Genomic DNA, 25,852 nt, shown 5'->3' on the forward strand with positions numbered 1-25,852 from the left:
TTTGATTGGGCGATGTTCACCGGGGCCATCAGGCCCCGGATATCCGTGAGTGCGCTGTGCTTGAACTCATTGTCATTTCGACCCTGAACGGTGTGCTGTTCGGCATGCTGCTCTTCCTGCTGTCGAGCGGGCTGACCGTCATCTTCAGCATGATGGGCGTGCTCAATTTCGCCCATGCCAGCTTCTACATGCTCGGCGCCTTCTTCGGCTTCCAGCTCACCAAGTGGATCGGCTTCTGGCCGGCGCTGGTGCTGGCGCCACTGCTGGTGGGCGCGATCGGCATGGCGGTGGAGCGCTACGGTTTGCGCAACACCCACAAGCACGGCCATGTCGCCGAGCTGCTGCTGACGTTTGGCTTGGCGTTTGCCATCGAAGAGATCGTCTCGATGATCTGGGGCAAGAGCCCGCTCGATTATCGCGTGCCGGCGTTGCTCGATTTCCCGGCCTTCACGATCTTCTCGACCAACTATCCCGCCTACAAGATCTTCATGCTGGCCGTGTCGGTCATCATTTTCGTGGTGCTCCTGATCGTGCTGAAACGTACCCGCGTCGGCCTCATCGTCCAGGCGGCGCTGACGCATCCGCACATGGTCGGGCATCTCGGCCATAATGTCGGGCGTGTCTTCATGGCGGTGTTCGGGGTCGGCAGCGCGCTCGCCGCTCTTGCCGGCGTGATTGCAGGTCCCGCCCTGGTGACCCAGTCCGACATGGCGGCCTCGCTCGGACCCATCCTGTTCGTGGTCATCGTGTTCGGCGGCCTCGGCTCCTTGCCGGGGGCCTTCATCGCGTCGCTCGTTATCGGATTGGTTCAGACCTTCGCGGTTGCGCTCGATGGCTCGCTGGCGAGCGCGTTCGGGCCGCTCGATCCGTCGGCGGGACCGTCGGTCCTCACCGATATCTGGAACGTGACGATCGCGCAGGTCGCGCCGATCGTTCCATACCTCCTGCTGGTGATCATTCTGATCGTACGCCCCATGGGCCTGATGGGGACGCGCGAATGATGAGCACGGCTATGACTTCGACCTCCAAGGTGCCGGCAGAGGCTGCCGGCGGAAGCCTGCGCTTCTATGGCGTCTGGCTGATCGGCATCATCGTGCTGATCGTGCTGCCGATGATCTTCTCGTCGGGCGGCTTGCTGACGTCGTTCAGCCTGATCGGCATCGCGATCGTGTTCGCGCTGTCCTACAACATCCTGCTCGGCCAGACCGGCCTGCTGTCATTCGGGCACGCCGTGCATTACGGTCTCGGCGGCTTCGCGGCCTGCCACATGATGAATGCGGTGGTGTCGCATGGCTGGCCGATCCCGCTGCCGTTCATTCCGCTGTTCGGCGGCATTGGCGGGCTCGTGTTTGCGATGATCATCGGCTGGGTCATGACCAAGCGCGCCGGCACGGTGTTCGCGATGATCTCGCTCGGCATCGGCGAATTGGTGGCGTCCTCGTCGCTGATCCTGCGCTCGGTGTTCGGCGGTGAGTCCGGCATCACCACGGACCGCACCGCCTTGCCGAAGCTGCTGGGCTGGTCGTTCGGGCCGCAGCTTCAGGTCTATTATCTCATCGCCTTCTGGCTGGTGCTGTCGGCGATCGCGATGTACGCACTGACTCGGACGCCGCTGGGACGGATCAGCAATGCCGTCCGCGACAATCCCGAGCGTGTCCAGTTCATCGGCTACGATCCTCACGTCGTCCGTTACATCGCCTATTGCTTTGCCGGGTTTTTCGCCGGCGTCGCCGGTGGCCTGACCGCGATCAATTTTGAGATCGCGAACTCTGCGCTGCTCGGTGCGATCCAGTCCGGTTTGGTGCTGTTCTCCACCTTTATCGGCGGTACCGCGTTTTTCTTCGGCCCGATCCTAGGTGCGATCCTCGTCACTTATCTCCAGCTCGGGCTGACCAATCTCACCACGGCCTGGCAGCTCTATTTCGGCATCATCTTCATCGGCATCGTGATGTATGCGCCGGGCGGCATTGCCGGCCTGTTGATGATGCATCGTCCGCTGATCCGCGCCGGCACGCTGTGGACGGTGATCCCGTCCTATTTCGTCGCGATCGTGCCGACCATTGCCCTGGCCTGCGGTGTGATCCTCGCAATCGAGACCGTCGCGCGTTTCTCCGGCGGCGACGCGATCAACCTGTTCGGCATTGCCTTCAATCCGACATCACCGGTGACATGGATCGCGGCTGCGGTTCTTGTCGTCGGCGGCGCGTTCGTCGCGCGGTTGACCTGGCGGCGGATTGCGGAGGCTTGGGACCGGGCGGCCACGGTGGCGCGTGACCGGGGGTATCTCGCATGACCGCAGCCATCGAAGTCCGCGCCGTCGAGAAACGCTTCGGCAATGTCGGCATCATCCGCGACCTCAATCTCAGCGTCGCCAGGGGTGAGCGCCACGCCATCATCGGCCCGAACGGCGCCGGCAAATCCACGACGTTCAACTTGATCAGCGGCCACATTGCGCCGACCTCGGGCGAGGTGAAGCTGAATGGCGACCTGATCTCGGGCCTGCGGCCATTCGAGATCAACCGTCGCGGCCTGTCGCGCTCGTTCCAGGTCACCAACGTGTTCGCGCGCATGACCGTCTGGGAGAACGTGCGCTGCGCGGTGCTGTGGGCCACGGGACATCGCTACGCGTTCTGGAAGAACGTCGACAGCCTGCCCGAGGTGCGCGAGCGCACGGCGCAGATCCTCGACGACATTCATCTGACGCACCGGCGCGACGTGCCGGCGGGTCTCTTGACCTATGCCGAGCAGCGCGAGCTCGAGATCGGCATCACCATCGCCAGCGGCGCCACGGTTGTCATGCTGGACGAGCCGACCGCGGGCATGAGCAACGCCGAGACCGAGCGCGCCGTAGCGCTGATCCGGCGGTTGACCGAGGGCAAGACGCTCGTGATCGTCGAGCACGACATGAGCGTCGTGTTCGGCCTCGCCGACCGCATCTCGGTGCTGGTCTACGGCCACATCATCGCCTCGGGCACGCCGGAAGAGATCCGGCGCGATCCGAAGGTCAAGGAAGCCTATCTCGGCGAGGAAGCGCACTGATGCTCGAGGTCAGGGATCTCCACGCCTATTACGGCAAGAGCCACATTCTTCAGGGTGTCGATCTCGACGTCGGCGCGGGCGAGGTCGTGAGCCTGCTCGGGCGCAACGGCGTCGGCCGTTCGACCACGGTCAAGGCGATCATGGGCGAGGTCGCCCCGCAAGGCACGATCCGTTTCAAGGGCAAGGACATTGCCGGCCTGCCCAGCTACAAGATCGCGCATCTCGGGCTCGGCTATGTGCCCGAGCATCGCGACATCTTCCCGAGCCTGACGGTGCGGCAGAATTTGCTGCTCGGCATCAAGGACACGCGCCGTCCCGGCAAATGGCGGCTCCAGGACATGCTCGACATGTTCCCAAATCTCGCCGCGCGCGCCGATACGGCCGCGGGCGTGCTATCCGGCGGCGAGAAGCAGATGCTTACGACGTGCCGGACGCTGATGGGCGATCCCGATCTGATCATGATCGACGAGCCCACCGAAGGCCTCGCGCCGCTGATCGTCCAGCAAGTCGGTGACCTCATCGCGCGGATCGCGCAGGCCGGCGTCGCCATCCTCCTCGTCGAGCAGAAACTGTCGATCGCGATGCGCATCTCCAAGCGCGTCTACATCATGGGCCACGGCCGCGTGGTGTTCGAAGGCACGCCGGACGCGCTCAAGGCGAATGCCGCCGTGCGGCAGGAATGGCTCGAGGTCTGACGGCTGCGGCCTGCGCATACGCATCTGTATTCTGCGCTACATCTCACGCCTGATAATCAAGGTATCGTCCCCGCCGCCGACATCGCGAGCGATGCGGCCGACGGTAACCAAGAACAGAAGTGGGGGACGTTGACCGCGGCCTTGCGAGCCCGTGCGTCGATGCGCTCTGCCAGGGAAGGAGATGCCGCACATGCCCGGCCACACATTCAAGTTCATCGGCGGAGCCGTCGCTCTGCTTGGCGTCCTGGGTGCTGCCTCCGCCGCTAAGGCCGGAAACTACGACACCGGCGCGACTGACACAGGCATCAAGCTCGGCCAGACCATGCCCTATTCGGGACCGGCGTCGGCCTATTCCGCGATCGGCCGCGCCGAGATCGCCTATTTCAAGATGCTCAACGACAAGGGCGGCATCAACGGCCGCAAGGTCGATCTTCTCAGCATGGACGACGCCTACTCGCCGGCGAAGACGGTGGAGCAGACGCGCCGGCTCGTCGAGAGCGACGAGGTTTTGGCAATGTTCTCGATGCTCGGCACCGGCCCGAACATCGCCGCGCAGAAATATCTCAACGTCAAGAAGGTCCCGCAGCTGTTCCCGTCGAGCGGCGCCAGCCGCTGGAACGATCCGCAGCATTTTCCCTGGACCACCGGTTCGCAACCGACCTACCGGACTGAAGGGCGAATCTACGCCAGGTGGATTCTGGGGAACAAGCCCGACGCCAAAATCGCGGTGATCACGCCGAACGAGGATCCCGGCCGCGATTATCTCGCCGGTTTCAAGGAAGGACTCGGCGAGCATGTCAAGCAGATCGTGTCGGAAGCGGTGTACGAGACGACGGACGCGACGGTCGACTCCCAGATCGTCAAGTTCAAGGCCGCCGGCGCCGACGTTCTCTTCAACGAATGCACGCCGAAATTCGCGGCGCAAGCGATCAAGAAGGTCGCCGAGCTCGGCTGGAAGCCGCAGATCATCGTTCCCGCCGTCTCCAACTCCGTCGGCTCCGTGCTGGCGCCGGCCGGGCTCGAGAATTCCGTCGGCATCGTCACCGGCGCCTTCCTGAAGGATCCCGGCGATCCGCGCTGGGAGAACGATGCCGGCATGAAAGCCTGGCGCGAATGGATGAAGACCTATAATTCCGGCGCAGATCCCGCCGACATCTTCAACGTCACCGGCTACACCATGGCGCAGATGATGGAGATGGTGCTGCAACGCGCCGGCAATGATCTCACGCGTGCCAATTTGATGAAGCAGGCGCAGTCCTTCAGGGATGTCGAGCTGCCGATGCTGCTGCCCGGCATCAAGCTCAACACCTCGGCCGAGCAGGTGACGCCGATCCGCCAGTTGCAGATGGCGCGGTTCAACGGAAAATCCTGGGAGCTGTTCGGCGACGTCCTCGGCGAATAGGCTCACCGTGATCGCTTCCTCCAACTGCAGTGAAGACATGACGACACCAACCGGCCCCCTCAGCGGCATCCGCGTTCTCGATCTGACGAGCGTGCTGTTCGGACCCTACGCCGCGCAGATGCTCGGCGATTGGGGCGCCGACGTCATCAAGATCGAGCCGCCGTCGGGCGACACCTGGCGCTACACCGGCGTGTTCCGGAACCGCGGCATGAGCGGCCAGTTCATGGCGGTCAACCGCAACAAGCGCAGCCTCGCGCTCGATCTGAAGCATCCGGACGGCAAGGCGGCACTGGCCAGGCTGATTCCGACGGTCGATGCGCTTGTCACCAATGTGCGCCCCGCCGCGATGGCGCGGCTCGGCTTCGGCTATGGGGACTGCGCGAAGCTCAATCCGCGGCTGATCTATGCCGCGGCCACCGGCTTCGGCCAGGACGGCCCGTGGGCGGCGCGGCCTGCCTTTGACGAGATCATCCAGGCGGCGTCGGGCCTGGCATCATCGATCGGATCGGACGAGGAGCCCGAATTCGTTCCGAGCCTGATCGGCGACAAGATCTGCGCCATGGCGATGGTCGGTGCGGTGTCGGCAGCCTTGTTCCGGCGCGAGCGCACCGGTCAGGGCCAGATGGTGGAGGTGCCGATGCTGGAGACGATCGCGGGCTTCAACAGCATCGAGATGCTCGGCGGACATGCGTTCGATCCGCCGATCGGTCCGACCGGCTACAAGCGTATGAAGAACCGGCGTCCGGTGAAGACCAAGGATGGTTGGCTGACGATGCTGCCCTATTCGGGCGACAATTGGTGCGCCTTCTTCGAGGCCGTCGGCCGCCCTGACTTGAGTGACGAGCTCGGCGTCCGCGATCCCGTGCTGCGCTCGCAGAACATCGACAAGGTCTACGACCGCATGAGCGAGATCGGGCCGACCCGCACCACGGCGGAGTGGGAGGAGCTGTTGCTGCGGCTGGACGTGCCGCACACCGCCTTTGCCCGGCTCACCGAGATCGGCGACCAGCCGCATCTTGCGGCCGTCGGCTTGTTCGCGGATATCGATCATCCCACGGAAGGGCGGATCCGCCAGGCCCGCCCCGCGACAAAGTTCTCCGAAAGCCCGGCCGGCATCCATCGTATGGCGCCGCGCCTTGGCGAGCATTCGCGCGAGGTGTTGCGTGAAGCAGGCCTGAGCGACGCGGAAATCGAGTCACTCGTTGCGAACAAGGCCGTCGGCGCGCCGTAAGCCTGGCGCGCCAACTGACGCTGAGCGCTATCGCTTGCCGCCGGCCGACGCGGTCATGGTCGCCGGTCCAAAGCTCTGCTGCCAGTACATTTCGACCTGCTGGACCAGGGTCTGCGGCAGCGGAACATAGTTGAGCGTTTCGGCCTGCATCTTGCCGCTCTCCAACGACCAGCGCACGAAGTCGATGGCCGCAGCCGACCGCTCTGGCGACTTCGGCTGCTTCGGCATCACCACGAACGTCGTGGCCGTGATCGGATAGGCATCCTCGCCCGGCGCGTTGGTGAGGACGAGATGGAAATCCCTGTCCGCCGTCCAGTCCGCGCTCGCCGCCGCCGCCTGGAACGATGCGGCGTCGGGGACGACGAAATTGCCGGCGCTGTTCTGCACCACGCTGAACGAGATCTTGTCGAGCCGTTGCAGCGCGTAGGCATATTCGAGGTAGCCGATCGAGCCGGGCACCAGGCCGACAAGCGAGGCGACACCGTCATTGCCGCGTCCGCCGAGGCCGACCGGCCATTCGATGGCAGTGCCTTCACCGACGGATGTCTTCCATTGCGGGCTGACCTTGGAGAGATAGTTCGACCAGTTGAACGTCGTGCCGGAGCCGTCGATGCGATGCACGACGGTGATCGGCGCGTTCGGCAACCTCACGTCAGGGTTGATGGCGCGAATGGCCGGATCGTTCCAGCTTTTGATCCTGCCGAGATAGATGCCCGCGAGCACCTCGCCCGAAAAATGCATCTGGCCGGGCTTGACACCGTCGATGTTGACGACCGGAACGACGCCCCCGATCACGATCGGAAACTGGATCATGCCGAGCTTCTCGAGTTCCTTGGGATCGAGCGGCATGTCGGTGGCGCCGAAATCGACGGTAGCCTTCTTGATCAAGCCGATGCCGATGCTCGATCCCACCGCCTGATAGGTCACGGTGTTGCCGGTCTTCGCCTTGTAGGCGTCGATCCATTTCGCCATCACGGGCGAAACGAAGGTTGAACCTGCGCCCGTGGTGTCGGCAGCGAAGCTCTGCGTTGCGACGACGAGGGCGGTGAGGACGATCGGCAGCCTGAGATGTTTCATCATGGGCGCGAAGCTAGCAGCGCGCCCGGCGAGCCTCTGTGGTTTATGTCACAAAAATGTAATGGAAATGAAAAGCATCTGGTTCGGCTGCAACGTGATGTGGAGCCCAGACCGCGAGGCTTTTAACCAGACTCCTGGTCGGGTTTTTGGAAAAGACGACGAAGCCGGTGGCGAGGAGCGCCAGCCCGGCCACGATCGCGGCAATCTGCGAGAGACTTGAGGACACCTGTTCATCCTCCGATGCGCTGTTTGGCGAGGATATCGCCGACGTTCCTGCGGCTTGACGCAATTCTCTGTGATTCCGGTCACATCCCGTCCCACCGCCTCCGAGGGCTGACATTCTGCCGCAGCGCGCCGGCCAGCTCCAGGCCAGCCCCGGCGGCGGACCGCCCTTCCGCCCGCGCGGGCCGTCGTATATGAGAGTTTCGTCGCCGGAACGGACCGAATATCGCCGGAAACGGAACAGATGGTGGCTGCGATTTCTTAATCCAAAGATCGCAATCTGATCGATGATCGACGCAAGTGCGGACACGCAACCGGGGAATGGCATGAAAGACCGACTGACGACGGCGCAATCCAAGGGAGTGATGCGGCGTTGGGGGGCTCCCGGAATTGTGATGTTCGCGGCGGCGGTCGCGCTGGCCGCTCCGAGCGTAGCCCTTGCCGCCAAGCAGCCGCGCCAGACCGCCGAGGCGGTGGCGCAGCGCGAAGCCGGCGAGCCGATCATGGCGATCGTGTCGATCAAGAGCCAGCAGGTCACGTTCTACGATTCCGAGGGCTGGATCCTCCGCGCGCCGGTCTCGACCGGCACGACCGGGCGCGAGACGCCCGCCGGCGTCTTCGCCGTCGTCGAAAAGGACAAGGACCACCACTCATCGATGTATGACGATGCCTGGATGCCGAACATGCAGCGCATCACCTGGAACGGCATCGCGCTGCATGGCGGGCCGCTGCCCGGCTATGCCGCCTCGCACGGCTGCGTACGCATGCCCTTCAACTTCGCCGAGGGCCTGTTCGAAAAGACCAATATCGGCATGCGGGTGATCATCTCGCCGAACGACGCCGCTCCGGTCGATTTCTCGCATCCCTCGCTGTTCGTGCCGAGCAAGGAGGCCATTGCGGCGGCGCCGAGCCGTGCCGACAAGCTCTCCGCCGAGGCGGAGGTGGCGGTGAGCGCGGCTGATGAAGCCAAGAAGGCCGCGGCAGCGGCCGCGAAGGACGCGCAATCGCTGCCGGCGTCGCTACGTAAGCTCGAGCAGCAGAAGGCCCGCGCCGACGCCGAGAACGCCTATGCCGACAAGTTGGTGGCGAACGCCAAGACCGATCAGGCCAAGGCAAAGGCCGACGAGCTGAAGCAGAAGGCCGCCACCAAGGCCGCGGATGCGGCAACCCAGTTGGACGCCGCCAAGGCCGCGGCGCAGCCGAAGCGCGACGCTGTTGCCGCGACCAAGGACGCCGCCAAGGCGGCAGTGGCCAAGAAGGCCGAAGCCGTGAAGGCTGCGACCGACGCAAAGCTCGCGTCCGAGCCGGTCTCGGTCTACATCAGCCGGTCGACACAGAAGCTCTATGTCCGGCGCAATACCCACAAGCCGGCGCCCGACGGCGGCGGGGAGGTGTTCGACACCAGCATCGAGGTTCCCGTCACCATCCTCAATCCCGACCAGCCGCTCGGTACGCACATCTTCACGGCGATGGCGAAGAGCGACACCGGCCTGCGCTGGAGCGTGGTCACCATCGACGAGGGCGACAACGCCAAGGACGCGCTCGACCGCGTCACCATCCCGCACGAGGTGTGGGATCGCATCGGGCCGACGGCATTGCCGCGTTCGTCGATCATCATCTCGGACGAGCCGCTGAGCGCCGAGACCAACTACCGCACCGAGTTCGTTGCGGTCCTGAGCAACCATCCGCAAGGCGGCTTCATCACCCGCAAGCCGACCGCGCCGCCGGTGGAAATGGCCAGCGACGATGGCTTTGGCGGCAACGGCTTTGGCGGCAATGGCTTCTTCTTCTTTGGACAGCGCGATCCCGCCCCGCAGCCGGTCAATCCGCGTCGCCGCGGCGGCCAGTACCAGTACTATCAATCGACCCAGCCGGTGCAGCGGAGCTTTTGGTAAGCGCGGGGCGGGAGCTGAGCGCTCCCGCCACTACGGCCGCGCGGTGATCACCAGGGCCTGAATCTTCGCCTCGACCGGTCCTGACCCGTGGCGTTTTCGGATCGCTTCAGCAACGGCGTCGGTCGCGGCCTGAAGCTTGCTCGCATCCCTGGCTTCGATCTCGCCGCGCAGCGGCGTTCCCTGGCAGTACGCGGTCGCCACATAGTCCGCCGAGGGCCCGCGGCTCATCGCTGTCAGCGTCTCGATCGATATGTCAGTGAAGCCCGCGCGTTCGAGGTCGGCCTTGATGACGGACTTGTCGTGATAGCCGTGCGGCGTCCGCGCCATGAACAGTGGCGGATTGTCGGGAAACATCTTGCCGAGCGTGATCGTCGCGTCATTCGCGAATACGTTGTCCTCGATACGGTCCCAGACGCTGAACAGGTACGTGCCATCAGGCTTCAACACCCGCTTCGTTTCCGCATAACCTTGGCTGCGATCCGGAAAGAACATGGCGCCGAACTGGCAGAAGACGACGTCGAAAGCAACGTCGTCGAAGGGCAGCGTCAGCGCATCGGCCTGACGCCAGGTCATGCGCGGGTCTTCGCCCTGATGCTGCTTGGCCACCGCGAGCATCGGCTCGTTGAGGTCGGTCGCGACATAGCGGACACCGGCAGGCAGCAGCGCCGCTACGGCCCGCGTGACGGCGCCGGTGCCTGCGGCGATCTCGAGCAGGTCCGAAGGCGATAGCGCAGCAATGCGCCTGGCAAGGTCGTCGGCATAGACCGAGAAGATCAGCGGCACCAGATATTCGTCGTAGAGCTTCGGGACCGAGCCGGCGAAAACCTTGTCGGTGCTGGACATGCTTGCCTCGCTGAAGGTTTGGCTGTCACGGGCAGGATAGCACGGATCGACCAGCACGGAACTACGTCGTCCAATCGGCGATCCGCAGCCCCGGATGGAGCGCACCTATCGCTCGGATGACAAAGCTCGCCCGATCAGATGGTCGAGCGAGACGCGACCCGGCCCGTAGGCCATAATGCCCAAGGCCATCGCTGCCCAGGTGATATGCACCGGCCAGCCGTCGGGCACTGTGAGTTCGACGATCACCGTCATGAACAGCAGTCCGAGCGCAGCGAACCGCGTGCCGAGGCCCAGCACCAGCAGGATTGGAAACATGATCTCGCCGCACCCGGACAGGAAGGCCATCACTGCCGGTGCGGGATAGTGATAGGGCCCCCCGGGCAGGTGCAACATGAATTCGTCGGTGAACAGGGTCACCGCGGTGTCGTTCAGCTTGAGGAAGCCGCCCCATTTGAGAATGCCGGAGCGCCAGAACGGAACGGCCAGCGCCAGCCGCAGCACGAGCTGGACCAGCGAGTGAGCGGCGATCGTCTGCACCAGCCGACTGGCTTTCTCGACGAGAAGCCCAAGCGGCGGCAGGCTTCCACCTGCCGGCATGCGTTGGTCCGTGATCATCATGCGTCTCCGAAGGCAATTGAGGTGAATGCGCCGGCCCCGATCAAGCCGGCAATGTTGGCGGCGATGTCGAAGTCGGATGATGCGTCCAGCGCGGATGCCGCGGCCTCGCCGAGCGGCCGACCCTCCGTCAGGCAGATCGCGAAGACGGCGCCGCCGGGAGGCAGGTGCTGCACGATGACGTCGAAACCGGGCCGCGTGATCAGCGCGTCTTCCGGCGTCGAGGCGTCGATGCGATTCACGGACGCGCCGTCACGGTTGGCGGCAAAGATCGTCCCCGCGGAAAAGTCGGAGCGCACGATTTGCGCTGCCGGGTGCGGTGTGAAGACCAGATCGGCCAGCCGCTCCGGCCCGATCGCTGCAAGTTGCGCCGGCGCCAGCGGCGCTGCATCGCGCGCGTGGTAGGCGTCGAGCCAGGCTCGCTCCAGCCGGGCGACATCGGCGAGCCATGGCATGGTCTGCGCGTGCTCGTAACGTGCAACGAAATCCGGAAAACCACGGCCATATTCGAACAGCAGCGGCGAGGTCGGCGGGTTCTCGCGAACATGGAAGCGCGCCATCGCGCGGAAGAAGTCAGCGCCGGTGATGCGCTGCACCGCCGGATAGATTGCGGCGAGCGCGTCGATCAGGCTCACCGTAACGTTGTTGCGATAGACATCGTAGCGCTTTCCCGCCGTCCTGCCGTTCGGGCCGGTCACGACCGTCGGCGCCGCACGCAGGGGATCCAGCAGCGCCGGTGCAAAGGCCGCGGCAAAGGAGAGTGGCTCAGGCGGCATGACGGTCCTCCGCAGCCGCGGCGGTTCCGCAGCGATCGAGGATGGCCTGTGCCGCGGCGGCCTCCGCCTGCAGGACCGGCCAATCGGGAATTTTGGAGTCCCATTCGATCAGCGTCGGCACCGGGCCGCGGCGCTGCACCACGATCTCGAACAGCTTCCACACGGCGTCCGCGACCGGGCCGTCATGGCTGTCGATCAGGAGTGGTTCGCCGTCGTCGTCCGCCTGCTCGTCGTGCCCTGCAAGATGAATCTCGCCAATGCGCGACAGCGGAAAATCGGCGAGATAGTCGAGCGCCGAAAAGCCGTGATTGGTCGCGGATACGAAGACATTGTTGACGTCGAGCAGCAAGCCGCATCCCGTGCGCTCCGCAACGCTGCGGATGAAGTCTGTCTCGCTGATCGTCGTTCCGGTGAAAGCCAGATAGGTCGACGGATTCTCCAGCAGGATCGGGCGCCGGATCACCTCCTGCATCTGGTCGATGTGATCGCAGACATGGCGCAGCGTCGCCTCGGTGTAAGGCAGCGGCAAAAGATCGTTGAAGAAGCTCGTCTCATGCGTCGACCAGGCGAGATGCTCGGACACCATGGCCGGCTGATAGCGCGCCACGAGGCTGCGGAAACGCGCCAGATGCGCCTTGTCGAGCGGCTGCGGTCCTCCGATCGACATACAGACGCCGTGTAGCGAGAGCGGATGGTCGCGGCGGATTGCTTCGAGCGCGCGGTGGGGCGGTCCGCCGGCGCCCATGTAATTCTCGGCATGGACCTCGAAGAAGCCTCGTTGCGGACCGGCGGCGAGGATGGCCGCAAGGTGCTCGTGCTTGAAGCTGGTGCCGGCGACGCCGCCGATTGGTAGCGAAAAGCGGAGCGGCACGACCGGCACGGCGGCTGGTTTGGTGGCCGTGATCATGATGCTGCTCCGCTTCCTTGGTGTGGGTGGTGTGTCGGCTCGAGTGCGTTAGACCGGCTTCAGCGAGCCCTTCTTGCCGTTGGGCAGGTCGATGCTGGCGCAGGTGCCGCCCTGCACGAACTTCCAGGCGTTGCCCTGGAAGTCGGTGGTCGAGGTGCCCTGGCAGGTGGTGCCCGGTCCGGCGGCGCAATCGTTCTGGCCCTTCAGCGCGACGCCGAAGCACTTTTCCTTCTTGGCGGCGACTGCGGCATCGGCCTCGGCCTTGGTCAGGGGAGCGGCGGCGGCAAGGGTCGCGAGTGCGGTCGAGAGGGCGCCGGCGAGAGCGAGTGACGTGACGACATGTTTGGCAGACATCGAGTTCTCCTTTTCAAGATTGCATCGCTTGGCAAAGCGAAGGCGCATTGTCCCGTTCGCCTCGCGGGCGGCCCGCGTTACCGATTGGGCGGCTCACGAGTCCGTGAGACAGTTAGGTCAGGCGCATACACTGATGCGCTCGGCCGGGACTAAAAGCGGCAAGAGCCGGCGCAAATCCAATGCCTGGGCGCTATCGAGACGTTAGCCGGAGGGCATTGGAGACGGCAGGCGATCCTTGCAGGCAGTAACGAAAGCGCCCGCGCGCCGTAGAGCTATCAAGCGACCAGCGACCTAGGGCGGAAACCACGATGAAGGGCTTACCCGGGCAGCAGCTTCAGGCGATCGCCAGATTGACGGTCAGCATTCGCCTCGCCGTGTCTGCATTGGTCCTGACGGCGATCCTGCTGACGGCCGCCCTTTCCAGCCTGTTGTGGTGGCGAACGGCGGAGGCGACCAGCCGGCAGCTCGCCTCCACCATCAACGAGCAGATCGTGGCGGCGGTCCGCAAGGAGGTTGCGGCCATCGTCGACGAGGCGCGCGCCGCGCACACCGCAATCCGCACACTGTTCCTCCAGAACGTGCTCGACACCCGCGAAGCGGACAAGCGCGAATTCGTGTTCCTGTCGCAACTGCAATCGCAGGCGACGATCTCCTGGGTGGCCTTTGGCTGGCCCGATGGCTCGTTCTTCGCCGCGCACAAGCTCGGCGACCGGCGCCTGGAGATGATGGAGATTTCTTTGACCGATCATCCGGGCGAGCGCCGCGTCGACGAATATGACGTCGTGCCCGGTGATATCGAATTCGCCAATCGCCGCTTCGAGCCGACGGAATTCCGCGTCGCCGATCAGGCCTGGTTCAAGGCCGGGCTCACCGCGGACGACCCGCAATGGTTCAGGGTCATGGATCATCCGACCGGGCCGCGGCCGTCGATCGCCTTTGCGGGCCCGATCGACGTCTATCAGGAGCGGCAGGGCGTTCTTGCGGTCATCATCGAATACACAAGGCTTGCGCGCTTCCTGTCGCAGCTCGAAGTCGGGCGCACGGGAACGGCTTTCATCATCGACGACAGCGGAGAGCTTGTCGCCGCACCGGACAGGGATGCCGATGAGCTGCATTCCGCCAAGGGCGACATTGCGCTGTTGCCGCTCGCGCGGATGGCGCGCGTGAAAGCAGGTGAGGTCGGCCGCAAGGAAGCCTGGCGAAGCCGGCTCACCTCGCAAGGCGCGGCCTATGAAGTCGCGCTCACGCCATTGCCGTTTCCCGGCTGGTCACTGGCAACGGTGATCCCCGAGGCCGAATTCCTCGGTCCGGTCGAGACCACGCTGCGGCACCTGATCCTCGGCCTTGCCATCGGCGCGGTGCTCGCGGCGCTGGTGTCGGCGGCGCTGGCCCGTTCGGTCATTGCCGCGCCTCTGTCGCGCGTGGTGGGCGAGCTTCGTCATGTCGAAGCCTTCGCGCTGGAGCTGGTCCGTCGTCATCCGTCGCGACTCAAGGAGATCGCGAGCCTGTCGGGCGCGATCGCCGAGATGGCGTCCGGACTGTCCGCCTTCCGCAAGTTCATCCCGGCCGATCTCGTCCGCGCCCTGCTGCGCCAGGGCGTGGAGGCAAAACCCGGCGGAAGCATCCAGGAGCTCAGCGTGATGTTCATCGACATCGCCGGCTTCACCGGATTGTCAGAGCGGCTCGGCGACCGGGTCGTGCCGCTGCTGTCGCGCTATCTCGACATCACCTCGGAGATCATCGTCGCCAATGGCGGCACCATCGACAAGTTCATCGGCGATGCCGTGATGGCGTTCTGGGGGGCGCCGCAGCCGCAGGCGGATCACGCGGTGCGGTGCTGCCGCGCGGCACTCGCCTGCCGCGGGGCGATCGGGCAGTCCGGCCTGGCCGACGATCTCGGCCAGCGGCTGCAGATCCGGATCGGCATCAATTCCGGCCGCATGCTGGTCGGCAATATCGGCTCCGAGCTGCGGCTGAACTACACCGTGATCGGCGATGCCGTGAACGTCGCGAGCCGGCTCGAAGGCGCCAACAAATCCTATGGAACGCAAATCCTGATCGGTGAGACAACCGAACGTCTGGCGCGCGGTGCGGTCGTCACGCGTGAGGTCGACAGTATCGCGGTTTACGGACGGGAGGAGGGGCTCTCCGTCCACGAGCTGATCGGCATCGCGAACGAAAGCGCAATCGACGGTGAGCCGATCGGCTGGATCGCGGACTACGCGCGCGGCCTTGCCAACTATCGCGCCCGCCGGTTTGCTGCCGCACTCGTCGATTTCGAAGCCGTGCTGGAGCAGCGCAGCCACGATCGCCCGGCCGAGCTGATGCGCGACCGTTGCCGGCAGCTCGCTGCGTCCGCGCCCGACGCCGCCTGGCGGCCGGTAGAGGCACTGACATCGAAATAGTGACGGCCCCCGCGTCGCGCATTCGCGCTCGCCGGTCATCCAGCGCGCGGGGGGAATTCCTGTTCGACGAACAAGGCCGTCCCGACGGCCTGATCGTTCTGATGGTCGATGTGACCGAGCAGCGGGCTCAACAGAATCTCATGCACATGAGGACGCAGCATCTACAGGTTGTGGCGAGGCTGGCGAGGGCAACGGTGACGACCGCGGCGGCGGACGGCAGGGTCACGGACGTCGTGCACCTGGGGGCGGCTCGCGCCGCCGGCGCGCACTTCGAGGTCCTGTTGCGTCTGTGCGATACCGAAAACCGGGTCGTGCCTCCCTCGGAATTCATGCCCTCTGCGGAGCGCTACGGCCTGATGCCGCTGGTGGATCGCTGGGTCGTCCGCAATTCGCTCAAGCTGCTTGGCAATCACCTCGCCGGCGGCGGGGCCCGTATCGCGAATTGCAGCATCAATCTCTCCGGCCAGACGCTTGGCGACGAAAGCTTCGTTGATTTCGTGCGCGACCAGATTCGCGCGTGCCGTATTCCGGGCGACATCGTTTGCTTCGAGATCACCGAGACGAACGCCATCGCCAACCTCGATAGTGCGAGACGTTCATCCTGGCGCTGAAATCCCCCGGTTGTCGTTTTGCGCTGGATGACTTTGGCAGCGGAATGTCCTCGTTCTCCTATCTGACGTCTCTCCCGGTCGACTACCTCAAGATCGACGGGGCCTTCGTGAAGGACATGCTCGATAACGACACGGACCGTATCATCGTTGAAATGGTCAACCGTCTCGGCAAGGCCATGGGCATCCGGACGATCGCCGAATTCGTAGGCAGCGAGGCATTGCTGGAGGCGGTGCGTCAGATCGGCGTGGACTACGCGCAGGGATTTGCGGTGGGAAAGCCGCGGCCGCTGTCCGAAGCCCTCCGCTCGCGCGACATGGTGCCTGCCGTGTCCGCCGTCCCGGCATAGGTTCCCAGGCGGAGCGGGGGCATCCATCCGTCGTGTGTCGCGGCTCAGCTGTTTCCGAGATTCACATTGCGCGGGCTAGCCATTCCCTCTAATTGTCTTGGACAAATGACCAAATAACATGGTCGCGCGCCGAAGGGCGCGTGTCAGGGACGGGAATCTCGGTATGTCGCAGGATGGTTTTGGGCTGGCGGGGATCATCGGCATGCCGGTCGCGCATTCGCGCTCGCCGGTCATACACAATTACTGGCTGAAGGCGCACGGCATCCGCGGCTCCTACGTCCCGCTTGCGGTGAAGCCCGAGCGGCTCGAGGATGCGCTCGACGGGCTGATCGCGCTCGGGTTCCGCGGTTGCAACGTCACCATGCCGCACAAGCAGACGGCGATGCCGATGCTCGACCGCGTCAACGAGACCGCCAAGCGCATCGGCGCCGTCAATACCATCGTCGTCGAGGCGGACGGCACGCTGTCCGGCTTCAACAATGACGGCAACGGTTTTGTCCAAAGCCTGCGCGACGCCAAGGCCGACTGGCGCGGTGATGCCGGGCCGATCCTGCTGCTCGGCGCGGGCGGCGCCTCGCGCGCGGTGGTCGTGGCGCTGCTTGAGAACGGCGCGCGCGAGATCCGCATCACCAACCGCACGGCGGAGAAGGCGCAGGCGATCGCGACCGAATTCGGCTCCGCCGTCAGCACCGTTCCGTGGGACGATCGCGCCGCGGCGCTGGGCGATGTCGCGCTGCTCGTCAACTGCACCGATCGCGGCATGGTCGGCAAAAGCGCGCTCGAGATCGACCTGTCGCGCTTGAGGTCCGAAACGCTCACCGCCGATCTCATCTACACGCCGCTCGAGACGCCGTTTCTGGCCGATGCCCGCGCGCGGGGCTGCGTCACCGTGAATGGGCTCGGCCTGTTGCTCAATCAGGCGCGGCTTGCCTTCAAGGCCTGGTTTGGCGTGATGCCCGATGTAACGCCCGAGCTGATCAAGGTCATCGAGGCGACGTTCTGAACCGCGCGGGGAGCTTTGCGCCATGACATTGCCGGCGGGCCCCAAGATCGACTGCCATATTCACGCGCTCGATCCCGTTCGCTTTCCCTACGGCGCCGATACGCCGTACCGGCCGAGCGGGCAGGAAATCGCGCCGGCGGCGCAGCTCATTCGCGTGTTCGACGCCTTTGATGTCCGTCACGGGCTCGTGGTTGCCACCAACACCGGCTATGGCAGCGACAGTCGCATCCTGCTTGATACGCTGAGGCAGGGCGGTGGCCGCTTCAGGGGCGTCGCCGTCGTTGAGAACGACGTCGATATCCGCGAGCTCGAGCGCTTGAAAGCTGCCGGTGTGATCGGCGTCGCCTTCAACGTGCCGTTCCACGGCGCCGACTATTATCGCAACACCGCGCCGCTGTTGGAGAAGCTGACGAGCCTCGACCTGTTCCTTCAGATCCAGATCGAGCAGGATCAATTGCTCGACCTGTTGCCGCTGATCGACAAATCGCCCGTGCGCCTGGTATTCGACCATTGCGGCCGGCCCTCGGTCGCGCAGGGCGTGCAAGGCAAGGCCTTCCAGGCGCTGCTAGCGATCGGTCGCGAACGCGACGCGCACGTAAAGCTCTCCGGCTATTACAAGTTCTCCGGGCTGCCGCACCCGTATGAGGACACCTGGCCCTTCATCGCCGCACTGGTCGAGGCCTTCACGCTCGATCGCTGCGTCTGGGGCTCGGACTATCCGTTCCTGCGCGCACCTGAACGGCTCGACTACGGGCCGCTGCTGGCGGTGCTGACAAAACTGTTTCCGGACTCCAGCGACCGGCATCGCCTGTTGTGGCGAACGCCGGCAAAGCTGCTCGGCTTCGACGGATCATAAAAAAGAAAGTAAGGGGAGGACATCATGAGGCATCTTGCAGGAACGCTCGTCATTGCCTTGGCGGCATCGCTTTCGACAGGCGCGGCCCGCGCGCAGAGCACCGTCTACATCCCCGATGTCATCGAGCTCTCGGGCCCCGGCGCCGTCTCCGGCACCAACTGGCGCGACGGCGTCGCGCTCGCGGTCGACGAGATCAACGCCGCCGGCGGCATTCTGGGCCGCAAAATCCAGACCGAGCATCTGGACACCCAGAGCAACCCCGGCATCTCGCGCGCGCAGGTGCAGAAGGTTTTGGACAAGGATCCCTATGTTGTGCTCGGGCCGATCTATTCCGGTTCGGTCAAGGTCAACATGGCGCTGACCCAACAAGCCGAGATCCCGCAGATCGTCGGCGCCGAAGCCGCCGACATCACGACGCAAGGTAATCCCTGGGTGTTCCGCACCGCCTTCGGCCAGCAATTCTCGATGCCGAAGATCGCCAACTATCTGCACGACAAGCTCAAGGTGAAGAGCGTCGCAGTGGTCTGGGTCAACAATGATTTCGGCAAGGGCGGCCACGACAATTTCGTGAAGGAGATGAAGACGCGCAACATCGAGATCGCGGCCGATATCTCCACCGAGCAGGGGCAGGTCGATTTCGGCTCCGACGTCATCAAGCTCAAGAGCGCTAAGGCGGACGCCGTGTTCGTCTACACCAACGAGGAGGAGAGCGCGCGCTTCCTGATCGAGTCCAAGCGGCAGGGCCTGTCGACGCCGCTGTTCGGCGAGACCACGCTGCTGAGCCAGAAGGTGGTCGAGCTCGCCGGCCCCGCCGCCAACGGCGTACGCGGCCATGTTGGCCTCAGTGCGGACGCGCCGGTGCCGGCGATTGACGCGTTCACCAAAAAGTTCAGCGACCGTTTCAAGTACCGGCCGGATCACAACGGCATCAAGGGCTACACCGCGGTCTATCTCGTCAAATACGTCACCGAAAAAATCGGCAAGTTCGACAGCAAGGCATTTGGCGCGGCGATGAAGGGACTGACACTGACGCCCGACAAGGCGCCGGGCATGCTGATGGAAGCAAGCTGGGACCAGAACGGCGACATCGATCGCGCCAGCTTCCTCGCCGAGATCGTCGACGGCAAGCAGAAGATCGTCGAGACGCTGCCGAAGCTGAACGGGGGCAAGAGCGAGTAAACGTGTAGCCCGGATTGCGCTGCGTTCCATCCGGGCTACGGACTGACGCAAGCCTCGACGTCAAGGGGTGAGGCGATTAATGATGGGCGGGTGAGCCACGACTGGACGCCCGCACCCCATGAAAACCACGCTGCTCAAATCCGAAGACTACACCCGCTCGCCGTGGAAGAACGGCGGCGGCATCTTTACCGATATCGCGGATGCGCATCGCACCGATGCGGCGGTGAAGGACTGGGAAAGCCTGCTGTGGCGCTTCGCCTCCACGCCGATTGTGGCGCCCGGGCCGTTCTCCCACATGCCCGGCATCGACCGCTTGCAGATGGTGATCGGCGGGCGCGGGCTGGTGCTGAAGGCGCCGGGGGAGGAATTCGACGAGCGCGAGCCGTTCACGACCGTGCGCTTCACCGGCGAAATGGAGATCGTCACCGAGCTCCAGGCCGGCCCGGTCGAGGTCGTCAACCTGATGGCGCGGCGCGGTGCGGCGGAGATCAAGCTTGTGGCACTGAAGGAGCCCGGCGATCAGCCATTGGTCACCGGAACGCATCTGGTTTACGCGGTTTCCGGCGATTGCAGCATTCGTCTCAATAGCGAGGAATTTGTCATCCCCCGTGGCAGCACGCTGAAGGTCGAGCTGAGCGGGATGTCCAGGCTGACGTTCGTCTCGGGGCTGGCCGTGTTGGGATCGATCCGGCTCGTCGGCTAGGCGGCGATCGTGCGAATGCGCACAATCCGTGCAACTGGCTAGGTTGACGCGGCCGCGCCGGACCACGATATGTTCGGAGATACAGACCGCGGCCCAGGGCAAGATATGAACGCGCCAGACAAGACACCCGCTGTCACGCAAGCCGACGCCGTCGTCGACTGGCTGACCAACGGCACGCACGACCAGCGCTTCATCGACAACATCTTTGCCGAGATGTGCATCCGCCTCCAGGAGGCCGGCATTCCGCTCAAGCGGTCGACGCTCCACGTCCGGATCCAGCATCCGCAATGGCTGGGGGCGCGTTTCATGTGGTCCGACGGCATGCGTGAGGCCGAGATCGGGCGGGTCGACTTCGATGTCATGGGACGTTCCGAATATATCGGCAGCCCGGCCAACGAAATGTTCGACGGGGCAACCGAAGTGCGTGAGAATCTCGAACGGGATCCTTCGCTCGGTCGCAAGCACGCGCTCTACGACGAGATGCGGGCCAAGGGTCTGACCGACTATGTGGCGTGGCCGCTCTATCATACGCTCGGCAAGCGCCATCTCATCACGTTCTCGACCGACCGCCGCGGCGGCTTCGACGACGCCCATGTCGCCGCGTTGAAGAAAGTGTTGCCGGTGCTGGCGCTGGTCAGCGAGATCCGCATCAAGAACCGCCTGGCGCGAACGCTGCTGGAGACCTATGTCGGCGCCCATGCCGGCGAGCTGATCCTCGCCGGCGCCACGCGTCGCGGCACCGGCACGACGGTGCGCGCCGCGATCATGATCTGCGACTTGCGCGATTTCACGAAAATCTCCGACAACTGGCCGCGCGACGACGTCATCGATCTCCTCAACGATTATTTCGACGCGATGTCCGAGCCGATTGCGCGGCATGGCGGCGAGATCCTGAAATTCATCGGCGACGGATTGCTCGCCATTTTTCCGCTGAGCCAGCCCAACGCCTGCGCCAATCTGCTGCGCGCGGTGACCGAGGCGCGCCAGGCCATGACGGCGCTGAACGAGCGCAACAAGGGCACGGGCCGCGCGCCGCTGAACTACGGCATCGGCGTCCATGTCGGCGATGTCATGTACGGCAATATCGGCTCGACCAGCCGGCTCGACTTCACCGTGATCGGTCCCGCCGTCAACATGGCCTCGCGCCTCGAGACGCTCACCAAGCAGATCGGCAAGCCGGTGCTGCTGTCGCGCGATTTTGCCGAGCTGGTGACTCCGGAGTTCGAGCTCGAACGAGTCGGCCAGCACACCGTGCGCGGCTTCAGCGAGCCGATCGAGTTGTTTGCGTTTCACGGATGAGGCGGATGGGGACTTGCCCCGCGCCTCTGCCGGCTCCGGCGATACATAAAATCCAATCGATCCGATTAGACGGACCTTAAGTCCGTCCCAACGTGACTGGGGAGGTTTTACCGCGCGTTGAAGTCTGTGGTGATGTTATGCGCCATTACTTCGAAGTCCCATTTCTGTCGTTTGATCGTTTTCAAGCTGCGAGCGCATCAATGGCTGTCACGGCGTCTTTTCTGGCTGAGTTGGACGAAGCAGTTGAGAGGGGAAATCCCGAGAGCTGTCTGCGCGCGCTGTGGCATGCGGCAGACATTCTGATCGCCGGCACCTATTCCGAGGAACAGATCTGGACTTTTGGCGAGGTCATCGGTCGTCTCGCGCAAGAGATCGAGACGAGCGCGCGCGCGAAGCTCGCCGGCAAGCTCGCCTGCAGCCCGAACGCCCCCATTGAGCTAACCCGGCAGATGGCCAGCGATGATTGCATCGACGTCGCATGGCCTGTCCTCAGTCAGTCGCAGCGCCTTGACACCGAGACATTGATCGCGTGCGCAAAGAGCAAGAGCCAGCAGCATTTGCTTGCCATCTCCAAACGGCAGGCGGTCCCGGAAGCGGTCACCGATGTGCTGGTGGTGCGCGGATCGCCCGAGGTCGTCACCTCGGTCGCATCGAACATCGGCGCGAATTTTTCAAGATCCGGGTTTCTCCATCTGGTGCGGCGGTCGGAAGGCGATTCGATCCTTGCGGAGTCGGTGGGATTTCGAAAGGACATTCCCCGACACCTGTTCCACCAGCTAATCGCCAAAGCCTCCGAAGAGGTGCGGCAGAAACTCCAGAAGGAACGCCCGGATATCGAAACCCAGATCCATAACGTCGTCGTCGATGTCACCGGGGCCATTCACGCCCGGTTTGGCCCGACATCGAAGGATTATTTTACGGCGAAACGTACGGTCGCGAAGCTGCACGAGAGAGGTGAGCTGACGGAAGACAAGATCTTCGAGCTTGCTCATTCTCTCAAGTTCAACGAGACGACAGTCGCGCTGTCGTTACTCTGCGGGTTGCCGACCGATGTCGCGGAACGGGCATTGATCGAGAAGGATCGCGAGCCGGCGTTGATTCTGGCCAAATCCCTCGATTTCTCGTGGCCGACCACGATGGCGCTACTGTTCCTGGGAGCGGCCAACTTCCGGATCACCGCGGGTGAGCTGGAGCGGTTGAAGCTCGATTTCCACCGGTTGACCGTCAAGGCCTGCCGCGAGGTCCTCACCATCTATCGAACGCGAAAGGAAGAGGCTTTTGGCGGCTCATTTCAACAGTCGCGGCGCTCGATCTAGGATCGGCTAGATAGCCAAGCGTCCGAAGGCGCACTCCTCTGTGGCAAGCCTTCGCTTGAGCAAGTCTTTGCTTGAGCAAGTCTTGGATCGGGAGTCCTGTTGCCAACATGGGAACGTCCAATTACGCTCCATCTCAGGTCCGCCCAGATGGTCCATCGATTGGCCGCTCGTTTCATGTCCAAATTTCTTCGCATCGGCCTGCATCAGTCGAACGTGTCCGGGTACACGTCGAAGGCGTGGTGCGTGCGGCGGGTTGGCTCGGCCGTGTTCCTGAAATGGGGCGCCGTGGAGGTGCAGGGCGTCGGCAAGGGACGCAAGGTCTACTGGACGCATCTGCCGCAGGAGAAAACGATCCGCTGCGGCACGGCCGTGCGTGCCCAAGACTACACTAAATCCGCGATCGCGCGGCGACGCAGCCATGACTACGAGCCGTTGACTGGCGCTATCGCGACCCGCCGCAAATCCACCAATGGCAGCGCCGAGCTCAAGCAGGCGCTGGCTACGATCCTGATCGTCGACATCGTCGGCTCCACGGCAAAGGCCGCAAAGCTCGGTGATGCGCGCTGGACCAAGGTGATGGGCCTCTATTACGCGGCGGTCCGGAAAGAGCTGAAATCTTCGCGCGGCAAGGAGGTCGTGACGACCGGCGACGGCGTGCTCGCGACCTTCAAGGCGCCGGCCGCCGGCATCAATTGCGCGACCGCAATCCGGGAGGCCGTGCGCACACTCGGGCTCGATATCAGGGTGGGCCTGCACGCGGGCGAATACACGATCAGCGGCGGCGAGATGGTCGGTATCGCCTTCCACATCTGCACCCGCGTCGCCGCCAAGGCGCGCGCCGGCGAAGTCCTGGTCTCGCGTGCGGTGAAGGATCTGCTCGCGGCGCAATCCCAGATCAGCCTCAGGGATCACGGCAGCCACCAGCTCAAGGGCGTGCCGGCGCGGTGGCGGCTGTATCGGGTCGAGAGTTAGAGCGCACTTGTTCTGGCGGCTGTCAGCGGTGTTGCCGATGCGGGATTGTGCTTTCTCAAATCGTCGGGCGTGCCGGTGATTGTCCGAGCGCCAGGAGAGCTGCGGCGAGTGCCGCTGCAGCCGTTTCGGGCCGCGCCCTCTCATAGATCGCGAATTCAAGGTCCGGCAGACGAGGCAGCCCTTCTTCCAATCCCAGAACGCGCAGGCCTGTGACGACTGCGCTCACTGGGAGCGGCGTGATCGCAAGACCCGCAAGCGAGGCCGCGCGCACGCCCGTCAGGCTGGGACTCGTATAGATGATGTCCCAGATCAGATCGCTTCGGTCGAGCGCAGCAAGCGCCGCTTCGCGCGAGACTGACTTCTCGCGATAAAGCGCGAGCGGCAATGTTGCGCCGGGAACGAGATCGAAACTCTCGGCCGCGACCCAGACCAGCGGCTCGCGCCACACCAGCCGTCCGCGCGACGTGCCGAGCGGGCGCTTGGCGAACACGACGTCGAGCCGGCCTGCATCGAGCTGCGCGATCAATTCCGCGCTGACCCCGATCTGCACCTCGAGCTTCACGCCGGGATGCAGCGCCGCGAAACGACCGAGTGCCGAAGGCAGCGAGCCGCCGGCAATTTCCTCGACCACGCCGAGACGCACCATTCCGGACAGGCGCGGTGTGGTCAGGCGATGGCGCGCAGCCTCCTCGAGTTGCAGCAGGCGGCGGGCATCGCCGAGCAGCATCTCGCCGTCGTCGGTCAGCGCTACGCTGCGGGTCGTGCGCCGGAACAGGGGACGCTTGGTTTCCTGCTCCAGTCGCTTGATCTGCTGACTGACGGTCGACTGCGTCAGATGCAGTTGCTCGGCGGCGCGATGGAAGCCGCCGCAATCGGCGACGGTGACAAAGGCACGCAGCAGTTCGAAGTCGAGCATTCGATTGATCCTATTTGTCGATCAATCATATTATAAAATATCGCTTATATAATCAATGTGCCGACCCTACCTTCTGTTGCGAAGAGAGCATTCAGGAGAAGGAGGTCGAACATGTCACTGAGGTCACAGGGAACGGATCGTGCGGCCCGGCTGGCACGGTTTCATCCTGGCAACGGCGCGCGGCTCGAGCGGATCAATTGGCTCGGCAACACAACTATTCGTGGGATCGGGAAATCCTTCGGCATCATGGTCAACCATCTCTATGACCACGACGGCATCGAGGCCAACCACGAGGTCTTTGCCCGCGACGTCACCATCGTCCGTTCGCCCGAGGTCGATGCCCTGCTGCAAGCCCATTGAGCCCGCACGCGACCGCACTTCCCATCCATGACCCCTCAACCAGGAGATCAGCCATGACCATCACCAGACGTACCTTTGCCACCATCCTCGCTGCCGGTGCGACAGCTTCGCTGATGTCGACACGCGCGTCCGCAGCCGTCGCCGCTCCCATCAAGGCACGCAACGTCGTGCTGGTGCACGGCTTGTTCGCCGACGGCTCCTGCTGGTCGGAGGTGATCCCCCGCCTGCAGGCGGCCGGGCTCAACGTCACAGCGGTGCAGAATCCGCTGACGACGCTGCCCGAGGCCGTCGCATCCGCCGAGCGCGTGCTGGCGCGGCAGGATGGCCCTACGGTCCTCGTCGGCCATTCCTTCTCCGGCATGATCGTGACCGAGGCCGGCGTGCATCCGAACGTGTCCGCTCTGGTTTATGTTGCGGCACGCGCGCCTGACGCAGGCGAGGATTATACGGCGCTCGCAAAGACCTTTCCGACGCCGCCGGCGAGCGCGGGCATCGTCTTCGACGGCGATGAGGGCCGCCTCTCCGAGGAAGCTTTCCTGCGCGACTTCGCCGGCGATCTGCCGGCCGCGAAAGCCAAGGTGCTCTACGCGGTGCAGGAGCCGTTCCACAAGGCGCTACTGGCGGGCAAGACCACCAATGCCGCCTGGCGGTCGAAGCCGAGCTATTACGCCGTTTCGACCGAAGACCGCACCATCAATCCCGACCTCGAGCGCTTCATGGCCAAGCGCATGGGGGCCAAGACAATCGAGGTAAAGGCGAGCCATCTCGCGCTGATCTCGCACCCCGAAGAGATCGCGGGTCTCATTCTCGAAGCCGCGGGACAATAAGC

At 64.2% G+C, this 25,852-nt stretch carries 27 protein-coding genes; 19 read left to right on the plus strand and 8 right to left on the minus strand.

Annotation, left to right across the window (positions count from 1 at the left end):
* The first annotated feature begins 56 nt into the window (after positions 1–56).
* The 6 genes from FXB40_RS21335 (at position 57) to FXB40_RS21360 (ending at position 6,367) form a co-directional block, all read left to right on the plus strand.
* Positions 57–1,001: a branched-chain amino acid ABC transporter permease gene (locus FXB40_RS21335; RefSeq protein ID WP_148774140.1), complete on the plus strand. Its 945-nt coding sequence runs from the start codon at positions 57–59 to the stop codon at positions 999–1,001.
* Positions 1,001–2,293 carry a branched-chain amino acid ABC transporter permease gene (locus FXB40_RS21340; protein WP_148774339.1) on the plus strand — a complete coding sequence of 431 codons (1,293 nt, stop codon included), beginning with the start codon at positions 1,001–1,003 and terminating at the stop codon, positions 2,291–2,293. The genes FXB40_RS21335 and FXB40_RS21340 overlap by 1 nt, the downstream gene beginning before the upstream one ends.
* Complete coding sequence (locus FXB40_RS21345; protein ID WP_148774141.1) at positions 2,290–3,039, plus strand: ABC transporter ATP-binding protein; 750 nt, start codon at positions 2,290–2,292, stop codon at positions 3,037–3,039. The genes FXB40_RS21340 and FXB40_RS21345 overlap by 4 nt, the downstream gene beginning before the upstream one ends.
* On the plus strand, positions 3,039–3,734 hold the full coding sequence (locus FXB40_RS21350; protein WP_148774142.1) for an ABC transporter ATP-binding protein: 696 nt from the start codon (positions 3,039–3,041) through the stop codon (positions 3,732–3,734). The genes FXB40_RS21345 and FXB40_RS21350 overlap by 1 nt, the downstream gene beginning before the upstream one ends.
* A gap of 190 nt (positions 3,735–3,924) precedes the next feature.
* Positions 3,925–5,136: an ABC transporter substrate-binding protein gene (locus tag FXB40_RS21355; RefSeq protein WP_148774143.1), complete on the plus strand. Its 1,212-nt coding sequence runs from the start codon at positions 3,925–3,927 to the stop codon at positions 5,134–5,136.
* Positions 5,137–5,173: 37 nt separating this feature from the next.
* Positions 5,174–6,367, plus strand: a complete 1,194-nt coding sequence (locus FXB40_RS21360) for a CaiB/BaiF CoA transferase family protein (RefSeq protein WP_148774144.1) — start codon at positions 5,174–5,176, stop codon at positions 6,365–6,367.
* 27 nt (positions 6,368–6,394) lie between these two features.
* Here FXB40_RS21360 and pstS read toward each other — a convergent pair whose 3' ends face one another.
* Positions 6,395–7,447 carry a phosphate ABC transporter substrate-binding protein PstS gene (gene pstS / locus FXB40_RS21365; protein WP_148774145.1) on the minus strand — a complete coding sequence of 351 codons (1,053 nt, stop codon included), beginning with the start codon at positions 7,445–7,447 and terminating at the stop codon, positions 6,395–6,397.
* 40 nt (positions 7,448–7,487) lie between these two features.
* Positions 7,488–7,670, minus strand: coding sequence for a hypothetical protein (locus FXB40_RS21370; protein WP_148774146.1), 183 nt, complete (start codon positions 7,668–7,670; stop codon positions 7,488–7,490).
* A 322-nt stretch (positions 7,671–7,992) separates the two neighbouring features.
* Here FXB40_RS21370 and FXB40_RS21375 point away from each other — a divergent pair, with 322 nt between their 5' ends.
* Positions 7,993–9,561 carry a L,D-transpeptidase gene (locus FXB40_RS21375; RefSeq protein ID WP_148774147.1) on the plus strand — a complete coding sequence of 523 codons (1,569 nt, stop codon included), beginning with the start codon at positions 7,993–7,995 and terminating at the stop codon, positions 9,559–9,561.
* Between the two features lie 30 nt (positions 9,562–9,591).
* On the opposite strand, the gene FXB40_RS21380 is transcribed toward FXB40_RS21375, so the two are convergent.
* The 5 genes from FXB40_RS21380 to FXB40_RS21400 all read right to left on the minus strand — a co-directional run bounded on the left by FXB40_RS21380 (position 9,592) and on the right by FXB40_RS21400 (position 13,056).
* Positions 9,592–10,404: a class I SAM-dependent methyltransferase gene (locus tag FXB40_RS21380; RefSeq protein ID WP_148774148.1), complete on the minus strand. Its 813-nt coding sequence runs from the start codon at positions 10,402–10,404 to the stop codon at positions 9,592–9,594.
* Positions 10,405–10,509: 105 nt separating this feature from the next.
* The gene (locus tag FXB40_RS21385; RefSeq protein WP_148774149.1) at positions 10,510–11,019 is read right to left on the minus strand and encodes a DoxX family protein; all 510 of its coding nucleotides are present in this window, start codon (positions 11,017–11,019) and stop codon (positions 10,510–10,512) included.
* Complete coding sequence (locus FXB40_RS21390; RefSeq protein ID WP_148774150.1) at positions 11,019–11,795, minus strand: HvfC/BufC N-terminal domain-containing protein; 777 nt, start codon at positions 11,793–11,795, stop codon at positions 11,019–11,021. Before FXB40_RS21390 ends, FXB40_RS21385 begins: the two co-directional genes overlap by 1 nt.
* Positions 11,785–12,702, minus strand: a complete 918-nt coding sequence (gene bufB / locus FXB40_RS21395) for an MNIO family bufferin maturase (protein ID WP_148774151.1) — start codon at positions 12,700–12,702, stop codon at positions 11,785–11,787. Before bufB ends, FXB40_RS21390 begins: the two co-directional genes overlap by 11 nt.
* Positions 12,703–12,750: 48 nt before the next feature.
* Entirely contained in the window at positions 12,751–13,056 is a 306-nt protein-coding gene (locus tag FXB40_RS21400) for a BufA1 family periplasmic bufferin-type metallophore (RefSeq protein ID WP_148774152.1), read from the minus strand.
* Between the two features lie 308 nt (positions 13,057–13,364).
* On the opposite strand from FXB40_RS21400, the gene FXB40_RS21405 reads away from it, so the two are divergent.
* The 10 genes from FXB40_RS21405 (at position 13,365) to FXB40_RS21450 (ending at position 23,747) form a co-directional block, all read left to right on the plus strand.
* Complete coding sequence (locus tag FXB40_RS21405; RefSeq protein ID WP_148774153.1) at positions 13,365–15,461, plus strand: adenylate/guanylate cyclase domain-containing protein; 2,097 nt, start codon at positions 13,365–13,367, stop codon at positions 15,459–15,461.
* Positions 15,461–16,072, plus strand: a complete 612-nt coding sequence (locus FXB40_RS49905) for an EAL domain-containing protein (protein WP_148774154.1) — start codon at positions 15,461–15,463, stop codon at positions 16,070–16,072. Before FXB40_RS21405 ends, FXB40_RS49905 begins: the two co-directional genes overlap by 1 nt.
* Positions 16,073–16,116: 44 nt before the next feature.
* Positions 16,117–16,419 (plus strand): EAL domain-containing protein, encoded by a 303-nt coding sequence (locus FXB40_RS49910; protein ID WP_283812936.1) that lies wholly within the window; start codon positions 16,117–16,119, stop codon positions 16,417–16,419.
* 163 nt (positions 16,420–16,582) lie between these two features.
* Entirely contained in the window at positions 16,583–17,422 is an 840-nt protein-coding gene (locus tag FXB40_RS21420) for a shikimate dehydrogenase (RefSeq protein ID WP_148774156.1), read from the plus strand.
* Positions 17,423–17,444: 22 nt separating this feature from the next.
* Entirely contained in the window at positions 17,445–18,278 is an 834-nt protein-coding gene (locus tag FXB40_RS21425) for an amidohydrolase family protein (RefSeq protein ID WP_148774157.1), read from the plus strand.
* Positions 18,279–18,302: 24 nt separating this feature from the next.
* Positions 18,303–19,457, plus strand: a complete 1,155-nt coding sequence (locus FXB40_RS21430) for an ABC transporter substrate-binding protein (protein ID WP_148774158.1) — start codon at positions 18,303–18,305, stop codon at positions 19,455–19,457.
* 118 nt (positions 19,458–19,575) lie between these two features.
* The gene (locus FXB40_RS21435) at positions 19,576–20,160 is read left to right on the plus strand and encodes a HutD/Ves family protein (RefSeq protein ID WP_148774159.1); all 585 of its coding nucleotides are present in this window, start codon (positions 19,576–19,578) and stop codon (positions 20,158–20,160) included.
* A gap of 105 nt (positions 20,161–20,265) precedes the next feature.
* Entirely contained in the window at positions 20,266–21,459 is a 1,194-nt protein-coding gene (locus tag FXB40_RS21440) for an adenylate/guanylate cyclase domain-containing protein (RefSeq protein WP_148774160.1), read from the plus strand.
* A gap of 200 nt (positions 21,460–21,659) precedes the next feature.
* Positions 21,660–22,775 carry a DUF2336 domain-containing protein gene (locus tag FXB40_RS21445; RefSeq protein ID WP_187437064.1) on the plus strand — a complete coding sequence of 372 codons (1,116 nt, stop codon included), beginning with the start codon at positions 21,660–21,662 and terminating at the stop codon, positions 22,773–22,775.
* Between the two features lie 174 nt (positions 22,776–22,949).
* Positions 22,950–23,747 carry an adenylate/guanylate cyclase domain-containing protein gene (locus tag FXB40_RS21450; RefSeq protein ID WP_148774161.1) on the plus strand — a complete coding sequence of 266 codons (798 nt, stop codon included), beginning with the start codon at positions 22,950–22,952 and terminating at the stop codon, positions 23,745–23,747.
* A gap of 55 nt (positions 23,748–23,802) precedes the next feature.
* Here FXB40_RS21450 and FXB40_RS21455 read toward each other — a convergent pair whose 3' ends face one another.
* Entirely contained in the window at positions 23,803–24,663 is an 861-nt protein-coding gene (locus FXB40_RS21455; protein WP_148774162.1) for a LysR substrate-binding domain-containing protein, read from the minus strand.
* Positions 24,664–24,774: 111 nt separating this feature from the next.
* Between FXB40_RS21455 and FXB40_RS21460 the strand changes: the two genes are divergently transcribed.
* Both FXB40_RS21460 and FXB40_RS21465 read left to right on the plus strand, forming a co-directional pair.
* Positions 24,775–25,023 carry a malonyl-CoA decarboxylase domain-containing protein gene (locus tag FXB40_RS21460; protein ID WP_148774163.1) on the plus strand — a complete coding sequence of 83 codons (249 nt, stop codon included), beginning with the start codon at positions 24,775–24,777 and terminating at the stop codon, positions 25,021–25,023.
* Between the two features lie 53 nt (positions 25,024–25,076).
* Complete coding sequence (locus tag FXB40_RS21465) at positions 25,077–25,850, plus strand: alpha/beta fold hydrolase (RefSeq protein WP_148774164.1); 774 nt, start codon at positions 25,077–25,079, stop codon at positions 25,848–25,850.
* Positions 25,851–25,852 lie beyond the last annotated feature (2 nt).

Origin of the sequence: Bradyrhizobium rifense (assembly GCF_008123425.1) — a bacterium.
GTDB classification, from domain to species: Bacteria; Pseudomonadota; Alphaproteobacteria; order Rhizobiales; family Xanthobacteraceae; genus Bradyrhizobium; species Bradyrhizobium rifense.

Coding starts and splice junctions, on each gene's coding strand:
- FXB40_RS21340 (WP_148774339.1), top strand. CDS start 1,001: ATGAGCACGGCTATGACTTCGACCTCCAAGGTGCCGGCAGAGGCTGCC.
- FXB40_RS21345 (WP_148774141.1), top strand. CDS start 2,290: ATGACCGCAGCCATCGAAGTCCGCGCCGTCGAGAAACGCTTCGGCAAT.
- FXB40_RS21350 (WP_148774142.1), top strand. CDS start 3,039: ATGCTCGAGGTCAGGGATCTCCACGCCTATTACGGCAAGAGCCACATT.
- FXB40_RS21355 (WP_148774143.1), top strand. CDS start 3,925: ATGCCCGGCCACACATTCAAGTTCATCGGCGGAGCCGTCGCTCTGCTT.
- FXB40_RS21360 (WP_148774144.1), top strand. CDS start 5,174: ATGACGACACCAACCGGCCCCCTCAGCGGCATCCGCGTTCTCGATCTG.
- pstS (WP_148774145.1), bottom strand. CDS start 7,447: ATGATGAAACATCTCAGGCTGCCGATCGTCCTCACCGCCCTCGTCGTC.
- FXB40_RS21375 (WP_148774147.1), top strand. CDS start 7,993: ATGAAAGACCGACTGACGACGGCGCAATCCAAGGGAGTGATGCGGCGT.
- FXB40_RS21380 (WP_148774148.1), bottom strand. CDS start 10,404: ATGTCCAGCACCGACAAGGTTTTCGCCGGCTCGGTCCCGAAGCTCTAC.
- FXB40_RS21385 (WP_148774149.1), bottom strand. CDS start 11,019: ATGATCACGGACCAACGCATGCCGGCAGGTGGAAGCCTGCCGCCGCTT.
- FXB40_RS21390 (WP_148774150.1), bottom strand. CDS start 11,795: ATGCCGCCTGAGCCACTCTCCTTTGCCGCGGCCTTTGCACCGGCGCTG.
- bufB (WP_148774151.1), bottom strand. CDS start 12,702: ATGATCACGGCCACCAAACCAGCCGCCGTGCCGGTCGTGCCGCTCCGC.
- FXB40_RS21400 (WP_148774152.1), bottom strand. CDS start 13,056: ATGTCTGCCAAACATGTCGTCACGTCACTCGCTCTCGCCGGCGCCCTC.
- FXB40_RS21405 (WP_148774153.1), top strand. CDS start 13,365: ATGAAGGGCTTACCCGGGCAGCAGCTTCAGGCGATCGCCAGATTGACG.
- FXB40_RS49910 (WP_283812936.1), top strand. CDS start 16,117: ATGTCCTCGTTCTCCTATCTGACGTCTCTCCCGGTCGACTACCTCAAG.
- FXB40_RS21420 (WP_148774156.1), top strand. CDS start 16,583: ATGTCGCAGGATGGTTTTGGGCTGGCGGGGATCATCGGCATGCCGGTC.
- FXB40_RS21425 (WP_148774157.1), top strand. CDS start 17,445: ATGACATTGCCGGCGGGCCCCAAGATCGACTGCCATATTCACGCGCTC.
- FXB40_RS21430 (WP_148774158.1), top strand. CDS start 18,303: ATGAGGCATCTTGCAGGAACGCTCGTCATTGCCTTGGCGGCATCGCTT.
- FXB40_RS21435 (WP_148774159.1), top strand. CDS start 19,576: ATGAAAACCACGCTGCTCAAATCCGAAGACTACACCCGCTCGCCGTGG.
- FXB40_RS21440 (WP_148774160.1), top strand. CDS start 20,266: ATGAACGCGCCAGACAAGACACCCGCTGTCACGCAAGCCGACGCCGTC.
- FXB40_RS21445 (WP_187437064.1), top strand. CDS start 21,660: ATGGCTGTCACGGCGTCTTTTCTGGCTGAGTTGGACGAAGCAGTTGAG.
- FXB40_RS21450 (WP_148774161.1), top strand. CDS start 22,950: ATGTCCAAATTTCTTCGCATCGGCCTGCATCAGTCGAACGTGTCCGGG.
- FXB40_RS21455 (WP_148774162.1), bottom strand. CDS start 24,663: ATGCTCGACTTCGAACTGCTGCGTGCCTTTGTCACCGTCGCCGATTGC.
- FXB40_RS21460 (WP_148774163.1), top strand. CDS start 24,775: ATGTCACTGAGGTCACAGGGAACGGATCGTGCGGCCCGGCTGGCACGG.
- FXB40_RS21465 (WP_148774164.1), top strand. CDS start 25,077: ATGACCATCACCAGACGTACCTTTGCCACCATCCTCGCTGCCGGTGCG.